Source organism: Cytobacillus sp. FSL H8-0458 (genome assembly GCF_038002165.1).
Lineage (GTDB): Bacteria > Bacillota > Bacilli > Bacillales > Cytobacillaceae > Cytobacillus.
In genome coordinates, this window is sequence record NZ_JBBOBR010000001.1 from 3,707,128 (window position 1) to 3,721,709 (window position 14,582).

Annotated in this window: 9 protein-coding genes, 2 tRNA genes and 3 rRNA genes; 5 read left to right on the forward strand and 9 right to left on the reverse strand. The window is 45.1% G+C overall.

Annotated elements, in window-relative coordinates:
• Window positions 1-80: 80 nt before the first annotated feature.
• The 6 genes from NYE23_RS18590 to NYE23_RS18615 form a co-directional block, all read right to left on the reverse strand.
• Window positions 81-156, reverse strand: a tRNA-Val gene (locus tag NYE23_RS18590).
• 6 nt (window positions 157-162) lie between these two features.
• Window positions 163-237, reverse strand: a tRNA-Glu gene (locus tag NYE23_RS18595).
• Window positions 238-261: 24 nt separating this feature from the next.
• A 5S ribosomal RNA gene (rrf, locus tag NYE23_RS18600) occupies window positions 262-378 on the reverse strand.
• Between the two features lie 80 nt (window positions 379-458).
• Window positions 459-3,394 (reverse strand): 23S ribosomal RNA (locus NYE23_RS18605).
• A 207-nt stretch (window positions 3,395-3,601) separates the two neighbouring features.
• Window positions 3,602-5,152, reverse strand: a 16S ribosomal RNA gene (locus NYE23_RS18610).
• Together the 16S, 23S and 5S rRNA genes with 2 tRNA genes alongside form the textbook arrangement of a ribosomal RNA operon.
• 337 nt (window positions 5,153-5,489) lie before the next feature.
• Window positions 5,490-6,428: an alpha/beta hydrolase family protein gene (locus NYE23_RS18615; RefSeq protein WP_341079879.1), complete on the reverse strand. Its 939-nt coding sequence runs from the start codon at window positions 6,426-6,428 to the stop codon at window positions 5,490-5,492.
• Between the two features lie 128 nt (window positions 6,429-6,556).
• Here NYE23_RS18615 and NYE23_RS18620 point away from each other — a divergent pair, with 128 nt between their 5' ends.
• Window positions 6,557-6,883 carry a hypothetical protein gene (locus NYE23_RS18620; RefSeq protein ID WP_341079880.1) on the forward strand — a complete coding sequence of 109 codons (327 nt, stop codon included), beginning with the start codon at window positions 6,557-6,559 and terminating at the stop codon, window positions 6,881-6,883.
• 52 nt (window positions 6,884-6,935) lie between these two features.
• Here the strand turns inward: NYE23_RS18620 and NYE23_RS18625 are convergent, their stop codons facing one another.
• Window positions 6,936-7,265 carry a winged helix-turn-helix transcriptional regulator gene (locus NYE23_RS18625; protein WP_341079882.1) on the reverse strand — a complete coding sequence of 110 codons (330 nt, stop codon included), beginning with the start codon at window positions 7,263-7,265 and terminating at the stop codon, window positions 6,936-6,938.
• Window positions 7,266-7,553: 288 nt separating this feature from the next.
• Here NYE23_RS18625 and NYE23_RS18630 point away from each other — a divergent pair, with 288 nt between their 5' ends.
• Both NYE23_RS18630 and NYE23_RS18635 read left to right on the forward strand, forming a co-directional pair.
• Entirely contained in the window at window positions 7,554-8,756 is a 1,203-nt protein-coding gene (locus tag NYE23_RS18630) for an MFS transporter (RefSeq protein WP_341079883.1), read from the forward strand.
• A 19-nt stretch (window positions 8,757-8,775) separates the two neighbouring features.
• Window positions 8,776-9,609, forward strand: coding sequence for an aldo/keto reductase (locus NYE23_RS18635; protein WP_341079884.1), 834 nt, complete (start codon window positions 8,776-8,778; stop codon window positions 9,607-9,609).
• 60 nt (window positions 9,610-9,669) lie between these two features.
• Here NYE23_RS18635 and NYE23_RS18640 read toward each other — a convergent pair whose 3' ends face one another.
• Window positions 9,670-11,289: an ATP-binding protein gene (locus tag NYE23_RS18640; protein ID WP_341079886.1), complete on the reverse strand. Its 1,620-nt coding sequence runs from the start codon at window positions 11,287-11,289 to the stop codon at window positions 9,670-9,672.
• A gap of 142 nt (window positions 11,290-11,431) precedes the next feature.
• On the reverse strand, window positions 11,432-11,773 hold the full coding sequence (locus tag NYE23_RS18645) for a zinc ribbon domain-containing protein YjdM (protein WP_341079888.1): 342 nt from the start codon (window positions 11,771-11,773) through the stop codon (window positions 11,432-11,434).
• 700 nt (window positions 11,774-12,473) lie between these two features.
• Here NYE23_RS18645 and ahpC point away from each other — a divergent pair.
• A complete protein-coding gene (gene ahpC / locus NYE23_RS18650) occupies window positions 12,474-13,037 on the forward strand; it encodes an alkyl hydroperoxide reductase subunit C (RefSeq protein WP_159868900.1) in 564 nt (187 codons plus the stop codon).
• 14 nt (window positions 13,038-13,051) lie between these two features.
• The gene (ahpF, locus tag NYE23_RS18655) at window positions 13,052-14,581 is read left to right on the forward strand and encodes an alkyl hydroperoxide reductase subunit F (RefSeq protein ID WP_341079889.1); all 1,530 of its coding nucleotides are present in this window, start codon (window positions 13,052-13,054) and stop codon (window positions 14,579-14,581) included.
• Window position 14,582: the final 1 nt, after the last annotated feature.

Sequence of the window (14,582 nt, forward strand, 5' to 3'; positions counted from 1 at the left end):
CAGATTGCTATTCGGGTGAAGAATCTCACTGATGCTGCAATCTGCTCTACCGACTGAGCTAATGGCCCGTACTAAAGATATGGTGGAGGATGACGGGATCGAACCGCCGACCCTCTGCTTGTAAGGCAGATGCTCTCCCAGCTGAGCTAATCCTCCAAAATATGGTGACCCCTACGGGATTCGAACCCGTGTTACCGCCGTGAAAGGGCGGTGTCTTAACCGCTTGACCAAGGGGCCAAATAAAATTACCCAATCAGGGTTGCCCGGCAGCGTCCTACTCTCACAGGGGGACAGCCCCCAACTACCATCGGCGCTGAGAAGCTTAACTTCCGTGTTCGGTATGGGAACGGGTGTGACCTTCTCGCTATCGCCACCGGACTATTTGGTTGAAGAAACTTCGTTCCCTCAAAACTAGATAATGTATGAAGAAGCATTTGCCGAGTAATTACCAATATGACTTGGTTAAGTCCTCGATCGATTAGTATCAGTCAGCTCCACATGTCGCCACGCTTCCACCTCTGACCTATCAACCTGATCATCTTTCAGGGATCTTACTAGCTTGACGCTATGGGAAATCTCATCTCGAGGGGGGCTTCATGCTTAGATGCTTTCAGCACTTATCCCTTCCGCACATAGCTACCCAGCGATGCCTTTGGCAAGACAACTGGTACACCAGCGGTGCGTCCATCCCGGTCCTCTCGTACTAAGGACAGCTCCTCTCAAATTTCCTGCGCCCACGACGGATAGGGACCGAACTGTCTCACGACGTTCTGAACCCAGCTCGCGTACCGCTTTAATGGGCGAACAGCCCAACCCTTGGGACCGACTACAGCCCCAGGATGCGATGAGCCGACATCGAGGTGCCAAACCTCCCCGTCGATGTGGACTCTTGGGGGAGATAAGCCTGTTATCCCCGGGGTAGCTTTTATCCGTTGAGCGATGGCCCTTCCATGCGGAACCACCGGATCACTAAGCCCGACTTTCGTCCCTGCTCGACTTGTAGGTCTCGCAGTCAAGCTCCCTTGTGCCTTTACACTCTGCGAATGATTTCCAACCATTCTGAGGGAACCTTTGGGCGCCTCCGTTACTTTTTAGGAGGCGACCGCCCCAGTCAAACTGCCCACCTGACACTGTCTCCCGCCCCGATCAGGGGCGCGGGTTAGAATTTCAATACAGCCAGGGTAGTATCCCACCGACGCCTCCACCGAAGCTGGCGCTCCGGCTTCTCAGGCTCCTACCTATCCTGTACAAGCTGTACCAAAATTCAATATCAGGCTACAGTAAAGCTCCACGGGGTCTTTCCGTCCTGTCGCGGGTAACCTGCATCTTCACAGGTACTATAATTTCACCGAGTCTCTCGTTGAGACAGTGCCCAGATCGTTACGCCTTTCGTGCGGGTCGGAACTTACCCGACAAGGAATTTCGCTACCTTAGGACCGTTATAGTTACGGCCGCCGTTTACTGGGGCTTCGATTCAAAGCTTCGCTTGCGCTAACCTCTCCTCTTAACCTTCCAGCACCGGGCAGGCGTCAGCCCCTATACTTCGCCTTGCGGCTTCGCAGAGACCTGTGTTTTTGCTAAACAGTCGCCTGGGCCTATTCACTGCGGCTCATCAGGGCTATTCACCCTAATGAGCACCCCTTCTCCCGAAGTTACGGGGTCATTTTGCCGAGTTCCTTAACGAGAGTTCTCTCGCTCACCTTAGGATTCTCTCCTCGCCTACCTGTGTCGGTTTGCGGTACGGGCACCTTTTCCCTCGCTAGAGGCTTTTCTTGGCAGTGTGGAATCAGGAACTTCGGTACTAAATTTCCCTCGCCGTCACAGCTCAGCCTGTGTGGTAACGGGATTTGCCTCGTTACCGGCCTAACTGCTTGGACGCGCTAATCCAGCAGCGCGCTTACCCTATCCTCCTGCGTCCCCCCATTGCTCAAACGGTAAAGAGGTGGTACAGGAATATCAACCTGTTGTCCATCGCCTACGCTTTTCAGCCTCGGCTTAGGTCCCGACTAACCCTGAGCGGACGAGCCTTCCTCAGGAAACCTTAGGCATTCGGTGGATGGGATTCTCACCCATCTTTCGCTACTCATACCGGCATTCTCACTTCTAAGCGCTCCACCAGTCCTTGCGGTCTGGCTTCAACGCCCTTAGAACGCTCTCCTACCACTGACATCGAAAGATGTCAATCCACAGCTTCGGTGATACGTTTAGCCCCGGTACATTTTCGGCGCGGAGTCACTCGACCAGTGAGCTATTACGCACTCTTTAAATGGTGGCTGCTTCTAAGCCAACATCCTGGTTGTCTAAGCAACTCCACATCCTTTTCCACTTAACGTATACTTTGGGACCTTAGCTGGTGGTCTGGGCTGTTTCCCTCTTGACTACGGATCTTATCACTCGCAGTCTGACTCCCATGGATAAGTCTTTGGCATTCGGAGTTTGTCTGAATTCGGTAACCCGATGGGGGCCCCTAGTCCAAACAGTGCTCTACCTCCAAGACTCTTACTACATGAGGCTAGCCCTAAAGCTATTTCGGAGAGAACCAGCTATCTCCAGGTTCGATTGGAATTTCTCCGCTACCCACACCTCATCCCCGCACTTTTCAACGTGCGTGGGTTCGGGCCTCCATCCAGTGTTACCTGGACTTCACCCTGGACATGGGTAGATCACCTGGTTTCGGGTCTACGACCACATACTCATTCGCCCTATTCAGACTCGCTTTCGCTGCGGCTCCGTCTTATCAACTTAACCTCGCATGTAATCGTAACTCGCCGGTTCATTCTACAAAAGGCACGCTATCACCCATTAACGGGCTCTAACTACTTGTAGGCACACGGTTTCAGGATCTCTTTCACTCCCCTTCCGGGGTGCTTTTCACCTTTCCCTCACGGTACTGGTTCACTATCGGTCACTAGGGAGTATTTAGCCTTGGGAGATGGTCCTCCCTGCTTCCGACGGGATTTCTCGTGTCCCGCCGTACTCAGGATCCACTCTGGAGGGAACGAAGTTTCAACTACAGGGCTTTTACCTTCTCTGGCCGGCCTTTCCAGACCTGTTCATTTACCTCGTTCCTTTGTAACTCCGTGTAGAGTGTCCTACAACCCCAGGAGGCAAGCCTCCTGGTTTGGGCTAATCCCGTTTCGCTCGCCGCTACTCAGGGAATCGCGTTTGCTTTCTCTTCCTCCGGGTACTTAGATGTTTCAGTTCCCCGGGTCTGCCTTCCATATCCTATGTATTCAGATAAGGATCCCATCCCATTACGGATAGGGGGTTTCCCCATTCGGAAATCTCCGGATCAAAGCTTACTTACAGCTCCCCGAAGCATATCGGTGTTAGTACCGTCCTTCATCGGCTCCTAGTGCCAAGGCATTCACCGTGCGCCCTTTCTAACTTAACCGTATTTGACAGGTTCATCGAAGATGAACAAAATCAAAGGTTTTTAACTCTATTTAACATAGAGAGAATTCACTAAAATGGCGATTACTCGGTTATTGCTTCTTCATAATCATTATCTAGTTTTCAAAGAACGAATCTTTCATTGAGAGATTGAACTCTCAAAACTGAACGAACAAAGAACGTCACGTTTCTTGTAAATATTCCTTAGAAAGGAGGTGATCCAGCCGCACCTTCCGATACGGCTACCTTGTTACGACTTCACCCCAATCATCTGTCCCACCTTAGGCGGCTGGCTCCAAAAGGTTACCCCACCGACTTCGGGTGTTACAAACTCTCGTGGTGTGACGGGCGGTGTGTACAAGGCCCGGGAACGTATTCACCGCGGCATGCTGATCCGCGATTACTAGCGATTCCGGCTTCATGCAGGCGAGTTGCAGCCTGCAATCCGAACTGAGAATGGTTTTATGGGATTCGCTTAACCTCGCGGTTTCGCAGCCCTTTGTACCATCCATTGTAGCACGTGTGTAGCCCAGGTCATAAGGGGCATGATGATTTGACGTCATCCCCACCTTCCTCCGGTTTGTCACCGGCAGTCACCTTAGAGTGCCCAACTGAATGCTGGCAACTAAGATCAAGGGTTGCGCTCGTTGCGGGACTTAACCCAACATCTCACGACACGAGCTGACGACAACCATGCACCACCTGTCATCCTGTCCCCCGAAGGGGAACGCCCTATCTCTAGGGTTGTCAGGAGATGTCAAGACCTGGTAAGGTTCTTCGCGTTGCTTCGAATTAAACCACATGCTCCACCGCTTGTGCGGGCCCCCGTCAATTCCTTTGAGTTTCAGCCTTGCGGCCGTACTCCCCAGGCGGAGTGCTTAATGCGTTTGCTGCAGCACTAAAGGGCGGAAACCCTCTAACACTTAGCACTCATCGTTTACGGCGTGGACTACCAGGGTATCTAATCCTGTTTGCTCCCCACGCTTTCGCGCCTCAGCGTCAGTTACAGACCAAAGAGTCGCCTTCGCCACTGGTGTTCCTCCACATCTCTACGCATTTCACCGCTACACGTGGAATTCCACTCTTCTCTTCTGCACTCAAGTTCCCCAGTTTCCAATGACCCTCCCCGGTTGAGCCGGGGGCTTTCACATCAGACTTAAGGAACCGCCTGCGCGCGCTTTACGCCCAATAATTCCGGACAACGCTTGCCACCTACGTATTACCGCGGCTGCTGGCACGTAGTTAGCCGTGGCTTTCTGGTCAGGTACCGTCAAGGTACCGGCAGTTACTCCGGTACTTGTTCTTCCCTGACAACAGAGTTTTACGATCCGAAAACCTTCATCACTCACGCGGCGTTGCTCCGTCAGACTTTCGTCCATTGCGGAAGATTCCCTACTGCTGCCTCCCGTAGGAGTCTGGGCCGTGTCTCAGTCCCAGTGTGGCCGATCACCCTCTCAGGTCGGCTACGCATCGTGGCCTTGGTGAGCCGTTACCTCACCAACTAGCTAATGCGCCGCGGGCCCATCTGTAAGTGATAGCGAGATGCCATCTTTCAGCTTTTCCTCATGTGAGGAAAAGAGTTATCCGGTATTAGCCCCGGTTTCCCGGAGTTATCCCAGTCTTACAGGCAGGTTGCCCACGTGTTACTCACCCGTCCGCCGCTGACTTCAGGGAGCAAGCTCCCATCTGTCCGCTCGACTTGCATGTATTAGGCACGCCGCCAGCGTTCGTCCTGAGCCAGGATCAAACTCTCCATATAAGAGTTGATTAAGCTCGTTTTGTCTTTTCAAAAAAGACTAATGATTTAACGTTGACGTTTCTGTTTTGTTTAGTTTTCAAAGAACTAATGTGCTAACTTCTTTCAAAGTGACAACGATATTTATCATATCATCTTCTTTTATGAAAGTCAACAGCTTTTTTCTGTTTTCTGTTTGATATTCAAACAGATTAATAAGGATTTTTCTTCGCCGCTGAGCGAATACCTCTTAGCGACAAAAACTATCTTACAATAATTTAAACCCTAAAGTCAATACTTTATATAAAAAATTGCATACGCAATAATTTTCTCAAAACCATGCGTATGCATCTTTTCTTTTTTAGAGAATATACTTCTTCGTCCATCCTTCAATTATTTCAAGCATTTCAGCACTCAGCGGCTTTGAAAGACTACTTTTATAAATTGACTTAAGCTTTAGCATAGAAGTTTCTTCTTCCTGATCTCTAAGAAGATGGTTCATATTCGGAACATTATAGCTCTCAGCTGGGCCATTCACTTTTTCAGCAAAAAGATGCACATGCTCTGGATCCACTTGAACATCTTTATTACCGGTAATGGCAAGAACGGGACATGTAATTGCAGCCAAATCTTCTTCCATATTATATTGAAAATGCTCTCTTGCCCATTTTGCATTGATCTTTGTAAATCCTTTTTTCATCACTGTCTTTTCTGACTCCATCATTTCATCGAAAAGTTTCTTTTGTTTGGAAGCAGCAGTTTTATGAACTTTTAAACCACGGAGAATAATACCATTAACCCCCTTCATCTCTTTAACTTCCTCTTCCAGCAGTTTTACCTGCAGCTCAGAAGCGTTCCTGACATTGTCCGCATGACCGGCAAGGAGGATAATACCCGCAGTTTCTGCCTTCCTATTAATAGAAGGAATTAATGTACATCCTTCACTGTGACCCAGCAGAAAAATTCTTTCAGGGTCAATTTCCGGCAGATCACGAGCCGCCTTCACAGCTGCTATCCCATCGTTAACTAAATCCCACATGCCTGTTTGATAAAAATCACCGCCGCTCACACCGGATCCCCGCTTATCATATCTAAGAACCGCCACCCCAAGGGATGCAAAAAATTCTGCAAGCATCTTATAAGCATTCATTTGCATAACCTTTGCATTGCCATCCCGGTCAACAGGGCCTGAACCATGAATTATAATAACAAGGGGAAGCTTTCCTTCTGACTCCTTCGGAAAACTCACTGTCCCCTTTATTTTTACATCTGTATTAAATTCGACCTCACGCTCTTTCATTATGAGTACCCCCAATTAATGACTTTACTTATGAGACGCTTACTAATAAATATCGTTCAGGTTTTTTTATTATTTTTTTGAGGCAATACTAAGAGCAATTCTTATTTGTATTAGAAAGGGCTGATTTTATGCCAAGGAAAGCAGCATCAGCAGACAGCGGGGAAGAGGCCAAGAAGGATACTGAAGCACCATCAAATATCCCTGTCAAAAAAAGTGAGGATGAAATCAGCAAGCTAAATAGGATGTTAGCTTCTGTTTTAAATTATCTTTCGGATGATGAGGTAGAAGAAATTGATATCGAGTATCTGCTTGCAAATACGGAAGGACTGCGGGATTGGTGGGACCAATACAGGGAAAATAATAAGAAACAAATCGAGGAAGAAATTAAGAAGTCACTTGGCTCTTTATCGCTTGAGGAGCTCGAGAGTATCCGTGAACAAATAAAGGGTAAATAGCATTTCCATTAAAAAGGGACTCGTATGCCTAAGCATACGAGTCCCTAATTTTTTATTGTTCCACAAGCTCTCTGCCTGTTAACTCAATATGCCCTTCTCCCCAATTGCACATCGCATCAAGTATCGGGCGAAGTGACCACCCGTAATCTGTTAAAGAATATACAACCTTAGGGGGCACTTGATCAAAAACAGTGCGGTTTACAACCCCATCCGCTTCAAGTTCGCGAAGCTGCTGAGTCAGCATTTTTTGCGTAATCCCAGGCATAAGGCGTTTAAGCTCGCTGGTTCGCTTTTCACCTTTAATTAAATGACACATGATTACAACTTTCCACTTACCGCCAATCACATCTAGAGTAGCTTCTACTGGAATATTGTAAGCCAACTTCCTTCCCCCTCTGTTTGATAGGCACTTAAAAGTACCTACATTACTTTAAAGTGCGTACTGTTCTTTTAGAATCATGCCCTCCATAATAGCATAAGGAAGCATAAAACAAAATGGTGAAATTGACCATAGGTTACTTTTTAGTTCCTGTATTACTTTAAAGTACGTACTGTTCATCATATTTGGCATGCTCCATAATATCTTTCATGAAGACTGTATGGCCAAGGCGCCTGGCTACGAGGTCTTTGCTCCATCCCATACTTTAAATATAAGGAGGATTCATTGCCAATGAGTTCTATATCTATAAATGCACAAAAAGAAAAAGGCGGCACTCCCGCCCTGCTTGCACTCGCAATCAGTGCTTTCGGAATTGGCACCACTGAGTTTGTGCCTGTTGGGCTGCTGTCGACCATTTCAGGTGATTTGGGAATTTCCATTACATTGGCTGGTTTATTGATTTCCGGCTATGCCATGGGAGTTGCCATTGGAGCACCTGTACTAACTGCTTTGACCAGTAAAATGAACAGGAAGTCTCTGCTCATGTCATTAATGGTTTTGTTTATCATCGGAAATTCCGTCGCAGCCCTGTCCACCTCTTTTGCTCTTTTGCTGGCTGCACGTTTCATTACAGCGTTTTCACACGGCATCTTTTTCTCAATCGGCTCGACCATAGCGGCTGATTTAGTTCCTGAGAACAAACGCGCCAGTGCAATAGCCTTTATGTTCACTGGTTTAACGGTCGCAACCGTGACAGGTGTACCGCTTGGAACGTTTATCGGGCAAACATTTGGCTGGAGGGCCACATTCTTGGGAGTAGCGCTGCTTGGGGTAATTGGTATTATCGCCAGCGCCATTCTTGTTCCAAAAGACCTTAAGCAAGCACCAGCTTCTAAGTTCAGTGAACAGCTGAAAATTCTAAGCAGCGGAAAATTGCTTTTAGCTTTTAGCATTACCGCATTGGGATATGGCGGAACCTTTGTTGCTTTTACCTACCTGACTCCGCTTCTCGAAGATGTAACAGGGTTTAGCCCAAAATGGGTCAGCATCATTCTGCTTGCTTACGGAGTGGCCGTGGCAATAGGCAATGTTCTTGGCGGAAAAGCTTCTGACAAAGATCCATTAAAAGCATTGTTTTGGATGTTTGCTCTGCAAGCCATTATTCTTGGTCTGCTTACTTTTGCAGCACCTTTTAAAATTCTTGGTCTTGCTGCTATTTTCCTAATGGGCTTATTTGCTTTTATGAATGTGCCTGGCCTCCAAATTCTGGTGGTGAACCTTGCGGAGAAATATGTTCCTTCTGCTGTCAATGTGGCTTCCGCATTAAATATCGCAGCTTTTAATATTGGAATTGCTATCGGCTCATTTGTCGGCGGACTAATCGTCGACTCTATCGGCTTAATTCACACACCGTGGATTGGCGGAGTAATGGTGCTGGGGGCCGTAAGTCTGACGGGATGGCTAAAGATACTTGAGAAGCACAAAACAAACTAACTAATTAAGGAGTGTCTTAATGAATAAACTATCTTTATCAAGTACTGCAGCACTTGCAAATGGAATTAAAATGCCCAGGATTGGCCTTGGTGTATTCAAAGTGGAAAAGGAAGAAGAACTATTAACCGCTGTTATAGAAGCAATAGAAATTGGATATAGAAGCATCGATACAGCTTCCATCTACGGCAACGAGAAAGGGGTGGGAGAAGCCATCCGCCAGTCTGGCATTAATAGAGAGCAACTTTTTATTACTTCTAAAGTCTGGAACTCTGACCAGGGCTATGAAGAAACACTTAAGGCGTTTAACACTTCTTTAGAAAAAATGGGGCTTGAATACCTTGACCTTTATTTGATCCATTGGCCTGTTGAGGGGAAATACACAGAAACCTGGAGAGCATTGGAAGACTTATATAAAGAAGGTAAAATAAAAGCAATTGGCGTGAGCAACTTTCAGATCAGCCATTTAGAAAAACTATTAAAAACAGCTGAGATCAAACCTATGATTAACCAAATTGAATTGCACCCGAAATTGGCTCAAACTGAACTCCGCGCCTTTGCTGCCAAACATGATATGCACATTGAAGCGTGGGCCCCACTAATGCAAGGCGGATTATTCGAAAATGAGATTCTGAAGGAACTGGCTGAAAAATACGAAAAATCCATTGCACAAATTGTCCTGAGATGGCATCTGCAAAATGGCATAATTGTCATTCCTAAGTCAACAAAACCTAATCGCATTAAAGAAAATGCAGATTTATATCATTTTGAACTCTCTCAGCAAGACATGAAATTGATTGATACCTTAGATGAACATTTACGCGTTGGACCAGATCCCGACAATTTTGATTTCTAAATAAAAGGAGATGAGGAGCAGCAGACTCCTCGTCTTTTCTTAATTTGTTCAGAGAATTCGCTATTTTACAAGCGGCAATGTAATCTCTATTAAAGTACCTTCACCAATCTTGCTATTATATACGATGCTGCCATGATGCTGCTTAATGATCTTATGGCAAATCATAAGTCCCAGGCCAGTCCCTTTTTCTTTTAATGTATAAAAAGGTTCACCCAGTCTCGGCAGAAATTCGTCAGGTATTCCGCACCCCTGGTCCTGAAATGAGACCATACATTCCCCGTCATTATTACTCTTAAGGAAAATCTCAATATCCCCTCCGTTTTCCATAGCTTCCATGGCGTTTTTTAAGATGTTCAAAAAAACCTGCTTGATTTGATTTTTTTCGCATGATATCAAAAAATCACTATCTGCAAAATTCAGCTTGAACTGGATGCCGTTCATATTTGCCTGCGGAGATAATAACTCGACTGTATTCTCAATAATATCCGTTAACTTAGCCGTGTCCATTTGTACGGCCTGCGGTTTTCCGAGCGAAAGCATTTCTGTGGTGATATTTTCAATGCGCCCAAGCTCGCTTAACAGTAATTCATTAATTTGGCTATTGCCGCTCTTATAAAGCTGCAGAAACCCTTTTATGGTTGTAAGCGGGTTTCTGATTTCATGGGCGACCCCGGCTGCGAGTTCCCCGACAATCGATAATTTCTCAGACTGCAAAAGAAATTCCTCTGCTTTTTTCCGCTCAGAAATATCCCTGCTGATCATGACAACATGCTCGATTACACCATTATCACCCTCAACCGGCATACACCGCGACTCAAATTCAATCCAATGGCCTTCTCTGTGTTTTAGCCGGAACTCCATTGCCATTCTCTCATTATTCTCGAATATCCTTTGCATGCCTGCCTGAAAGTTTTCCGCTTCATCCGGATGAATAACAATATCCACTTCCATATTTTGCAGTTCTGGCACTTCATATCCTAAAACAAACTCATGAGACGGAGATAGATAACTCAAACTGCGATCCCTATCCATGACTGCAATTAGGTCTGATGTATTTTCAGCGATCAGCCGGTATTTAGCCTCACTTTCTTCCAGCGTTCTTTCCATCCGCTTTTTTTCTGTGATGATTCGGATCAATCGTTCATAGGATTCAATCAGTAAACTCCCAACAATGACACCAAGTCCCACAAACAGAATATATTGCAGATGAAAAACAGGCTTGTCCCTAAAGACGTTAAAAATGATCGGCACCGTTATAATATAAATGACACAATATACACCAAATAAAATGGCCGTTTTTCTAACCGCCTTTAGGTGGCGGCTATATCTATGTATGACTGCAAAAGCAATTAAAATAAGGGATAATCCTATTATGGCAGGCAGCCAATTCTCACTGACTGCAAGCCTTGTAACAAGAGCAATAATTGCGGTGATAACCCCTGCTCCCGGCCCTAAATAGGAAAATACCAAAATCAGAATGGCATAGCGAATATCATAGGAATATCCCTGCTCGTTAAAAGATAAACCCACAAGAATTATGGAAATAATTCCAGCATAAATGCCGCCCAAAAGATGCAGGTCCTTAAGGGGTTTATGACTGATAAACGAGCGGAGAATTAATGGCACACTGACCAGTAATGAAAAAATGGAGAGGTTGACAATGTAGTCTAATAGTATCAAAGAGGCTCCCACCTATACCGATAAATTCTTAATATTCTTTCTTTATCATAAACCAGAGATGGTGACCTTGCCAATAATATTTGAGAACCCCCAAAAGGATATGTAAAAAAGGCCAATCCATGGAAGGATAGGCCCTTTTTCGTTATACTTTCTTCACAAATTCCGACTTCAGCTTCATGGCGCCAAAACCGTCGATCTTACAGTCGATATCATGGTCGCCGTCCACAAGACGAATATTTTTGACCTTGGTTCCAATCTTAATAACGGAAGAGGAGCCTTTCACTTTAAGATCTTTAATGACTGATACCGTATCTCCATCAGTAAGGACATTTCCATTAGAATCCTTAATCACCTTTTCGTCCTCAAGACTGTTGATTTCGGATTCAGCTGTCCACTCATGTGCACACACAGGACATACTAAGAGCACCCCGTCTTCGTACGTATACTCTGAACTGCATTTTGGGCAATTAGGCAAGCTAGACATTTCGTTTTCCTCCATTGTTATGCATTTTTTCTGTTTAGACATGAATGTCAAAGTCATGACAGCCGCAATAATAACGAATGCTATTACATTATATAAGATATAAGCTGGATCTACATTCACACAGATGAATTTACCTGTTCCAGCACCCACTAATCAGCCCTTGCTTAATGAGTGAAATCCGCAGGACTCCATTTCATATTTAACTTTATCTATATTGTAATGCAAGCCATTATTTTTTCTCTATTCAATCAAACGTTTGATTGAACTAATTTTACTGGATATCGATTTTTTTTAGCCAAAGAGGGAATAATAAGTTAATGTGGACCAGCCGCTGTTTTAACATAAGCTCAGTCAAATTCTCAATTATAAACTTAAATCTCATATTAGTTGAGATTGATGCAGGCAAATAAAGGGTAATAAAAATAAGAAAGAGTTATACTGTTGTTAACGGAATCAATGCTGCTTTTAAAGTTCCATTCCGTACTGATTTCACCTTTAAAAAAAGCTGAATTTATATTGGCGTCTTATTTTGCCATTTATAGTTTCCGCTCTTCAACCGAAAGGGGCAATTTTCACAGCTTTTCCCTTGACAAAAAAATCATGGTATATGATAATTATTACCGAATTAGAATTATTATTAAATAGTTCGCTATTTAATTAATAATTAAATCACTCAACCACTTTAAGGAGGAATTTAATCATGGCATTAATCGGTTCAGAAGTACTACCATTTTCAGCAAAAGCTTACCATAACGGTGATTTCATCGATGTTACTGAAGAAAACTTCAAAGGAAAGTGGAGCGTAGTATGCTTCTACCCTGCAGACTTCACATTTGTATGCCCTACTGAATTAGAAGACCTTCAAAATGAATATGCAACTTTAAAAGATATGGGAGCAGAAGTTTATTCTGTATCAACTGATACTCACTTCACTCATAAAGCATGGCATGATAACTCAGAAACAATTAACAAGATTGAATACGTTATGATTGGTGACCCTAACCAAAGAATTTCCCGCAACTTCGAAGTTCTTAATGAAGAAGATGGACTTGCAGAACGCGGAACATTTATCATCGATCCAGATGGCATCATCCAAACTGTTGAAATTAACGCTGGCGGAATTGGCCGTGACGCAAGCCAGGTTGTAAGCAAGCTTAAAGCTGCTCAATATGTACGCAACAACCCAGGTGAAGTTTGCCCGGCTAAGTGGAAAGAAGGATCTGAAACACTTAAGCCAAGCCTTGATCTAGTAGGTAAAATCTAAGGAGCACGATAAACATGTTACTTGATGCAGATATAAAAGCACAATTAGCTCAATATCTTCAGATGATGGAGGGCGACATCCTTCTAAAAGTGAGCGCTGGATCAGACAAAGTATCCAGCGACATGCTGGCTTTAGTGGATGAGCTGGCCAATATGTCCTCCCACATTAAAGTTGAGCGTACTGAATTACAAAGGACGCCAAGCTTTAGTGTAAATCGTCCAGGTGAAGATACTGGCATTACCTTTGCAGGCATTCCTCTTGGACATGAATTTACTTCCTTAGTGCTTGCACTGCTTCAAGTTAGCGGAAGAGCACCTAAGGTTGACCAGAAAGTCATCGATCAGGTGAAGAAGATCGATGGCGAATATCGTTTTGAAACTTATGTCAGCTTAAGCTGCCACAACTGCCCTGATGTAGTACAGGCTCTTAACGTCATGAGTGTTCTTAACCCTAATATTTCTCACACAATGATCGATGGTGCTGCTTACAAAGAAGAAGTAGATGCTAAAGAAATCATGGCAGTGCCGACAGTTCTTTTAAATGGCGAATCATTTGGCAGCGGCCGTATGTCCCTTGAAGAAATTCTGGCGAAAATGGGAACAGGCCCTGATGCATCAGAATTTGCAGACAAGGATCCTTATGATGTGCTAGTTATTGGCGGCGGTCCTGCTGGATCAAGCGCGGCAATCTATGCAGCACGCAAAGGCATTCGCACCGGCATTGTTGCTGAACGCTTTGGCGGCCAGGTAATGGATACTTTAGGCATCGAAAACTTCATCAGTGTGAAGCACACAGAAGGACCTAAGCTTGTTGCAAGCCTTGAAGAACACGTGAAAGATTATGGCATCGATGTCATGAATCTGCAGCGTGCCAAGAGACTTGAAAAGAAGGACCTTGTTGAAATCGAACTTGAAAACGGTGCTGTTTTAAAAAGTAAATCAGTCATCCTTTCAACTGGTGCACGCTGGAGAAACGTCAACGTGCCAGGTGAAGCAGAGTTCAAAAACAAAGGGGTCGCTTACTGCCCTCACTGTGACGGACCATTATTTGAAGGCAAAGACGTAGCTGTTATCGGCGGAGGCAACTCCGGTGTTGAAGCAGCGATTGACCTTGCTGGGATTGTTAACCATGTAACGGTTATCGAATTCAATCCTGAACTGAAAGCAGATGCCGTTCTGCAGGAACGCCTGAACAGCCTTCCAAACGTAACGGTTGTCACAAATGCCCAGACAACTGAAATTACCGGAACTGACAAAGTTAACGGTATTTCATACATGGATCGTGAAACAGAAAAAACACATCATGTTGAACTGCAGGGTGTGTTCGTCCAAATCGGCCTGGTTCCTAACACCGATTGGTTAGGCGATCAGATCGAGCGTACCCGCTTCGGCGAAATCGTTGTGGACAAGCACGGTGCCACAAACATTCCTGGGGTATTTGCTGCAGGAGACTGTACTGACAGTGCCTATAAGCAGATCATTATTTCTATGGGATCCGGCGCTACCGCAGCTCTTGGTGCGTTTGACTATCTGATTCGAAATTAAT

Bases quoted from the DNA above. Each gene is read 5' to 3' on its own strand.
- NYE23_RS18615 (WP_341079879.1), bottom strand. From the start codon at position 6,428: ATGAAAGAGCGTGAGGTCGAATTTAATACAGATGTAAAAATAAAGGGG.
- NYE23_RS18620 (WP_341079880.1), top strand. From the start codon at position 6,557: ATGCCAAGGAAAGCAGCATCAGCAGACAGCGGGGAAGAGGCCAAGAAG.
- NYE23_RS18630 (WP_341079883.1), top strand. From the start codon at position 7,554: ATGAGTTCTATATCTATAAATGCACAAAAAGAAAAAGGCGGCACTCCC.
- NYE23_RS18635 (WP_341079884.1), top strand. From the start codon at position 8,776: ATGAATAAACTATCTTTATCAAGTACTGCAGCACTTGCAAATGGAATT.
- NYE23_RS18645 (WP_341079888.1), bottom strand. From the start codon at position 11,773: ATGTCTAGCTTGCCTAATTGCCCAAAATGCAGTTCAGAGTATACGTAC.
- ahpC (WP_159868900.1), top strand. From the start codon at position 12,474: ATGGCATTAATCGGTTCAGAAGTACTACCATTTTCAGCAAAAGCTTAC.
- ahpF (WP_341079889.1), top strand. From the start codon at position 13,052: ATGTTACTTGATGCAGATATAAAAGCACAATTAGCTCAATATCTTCAG.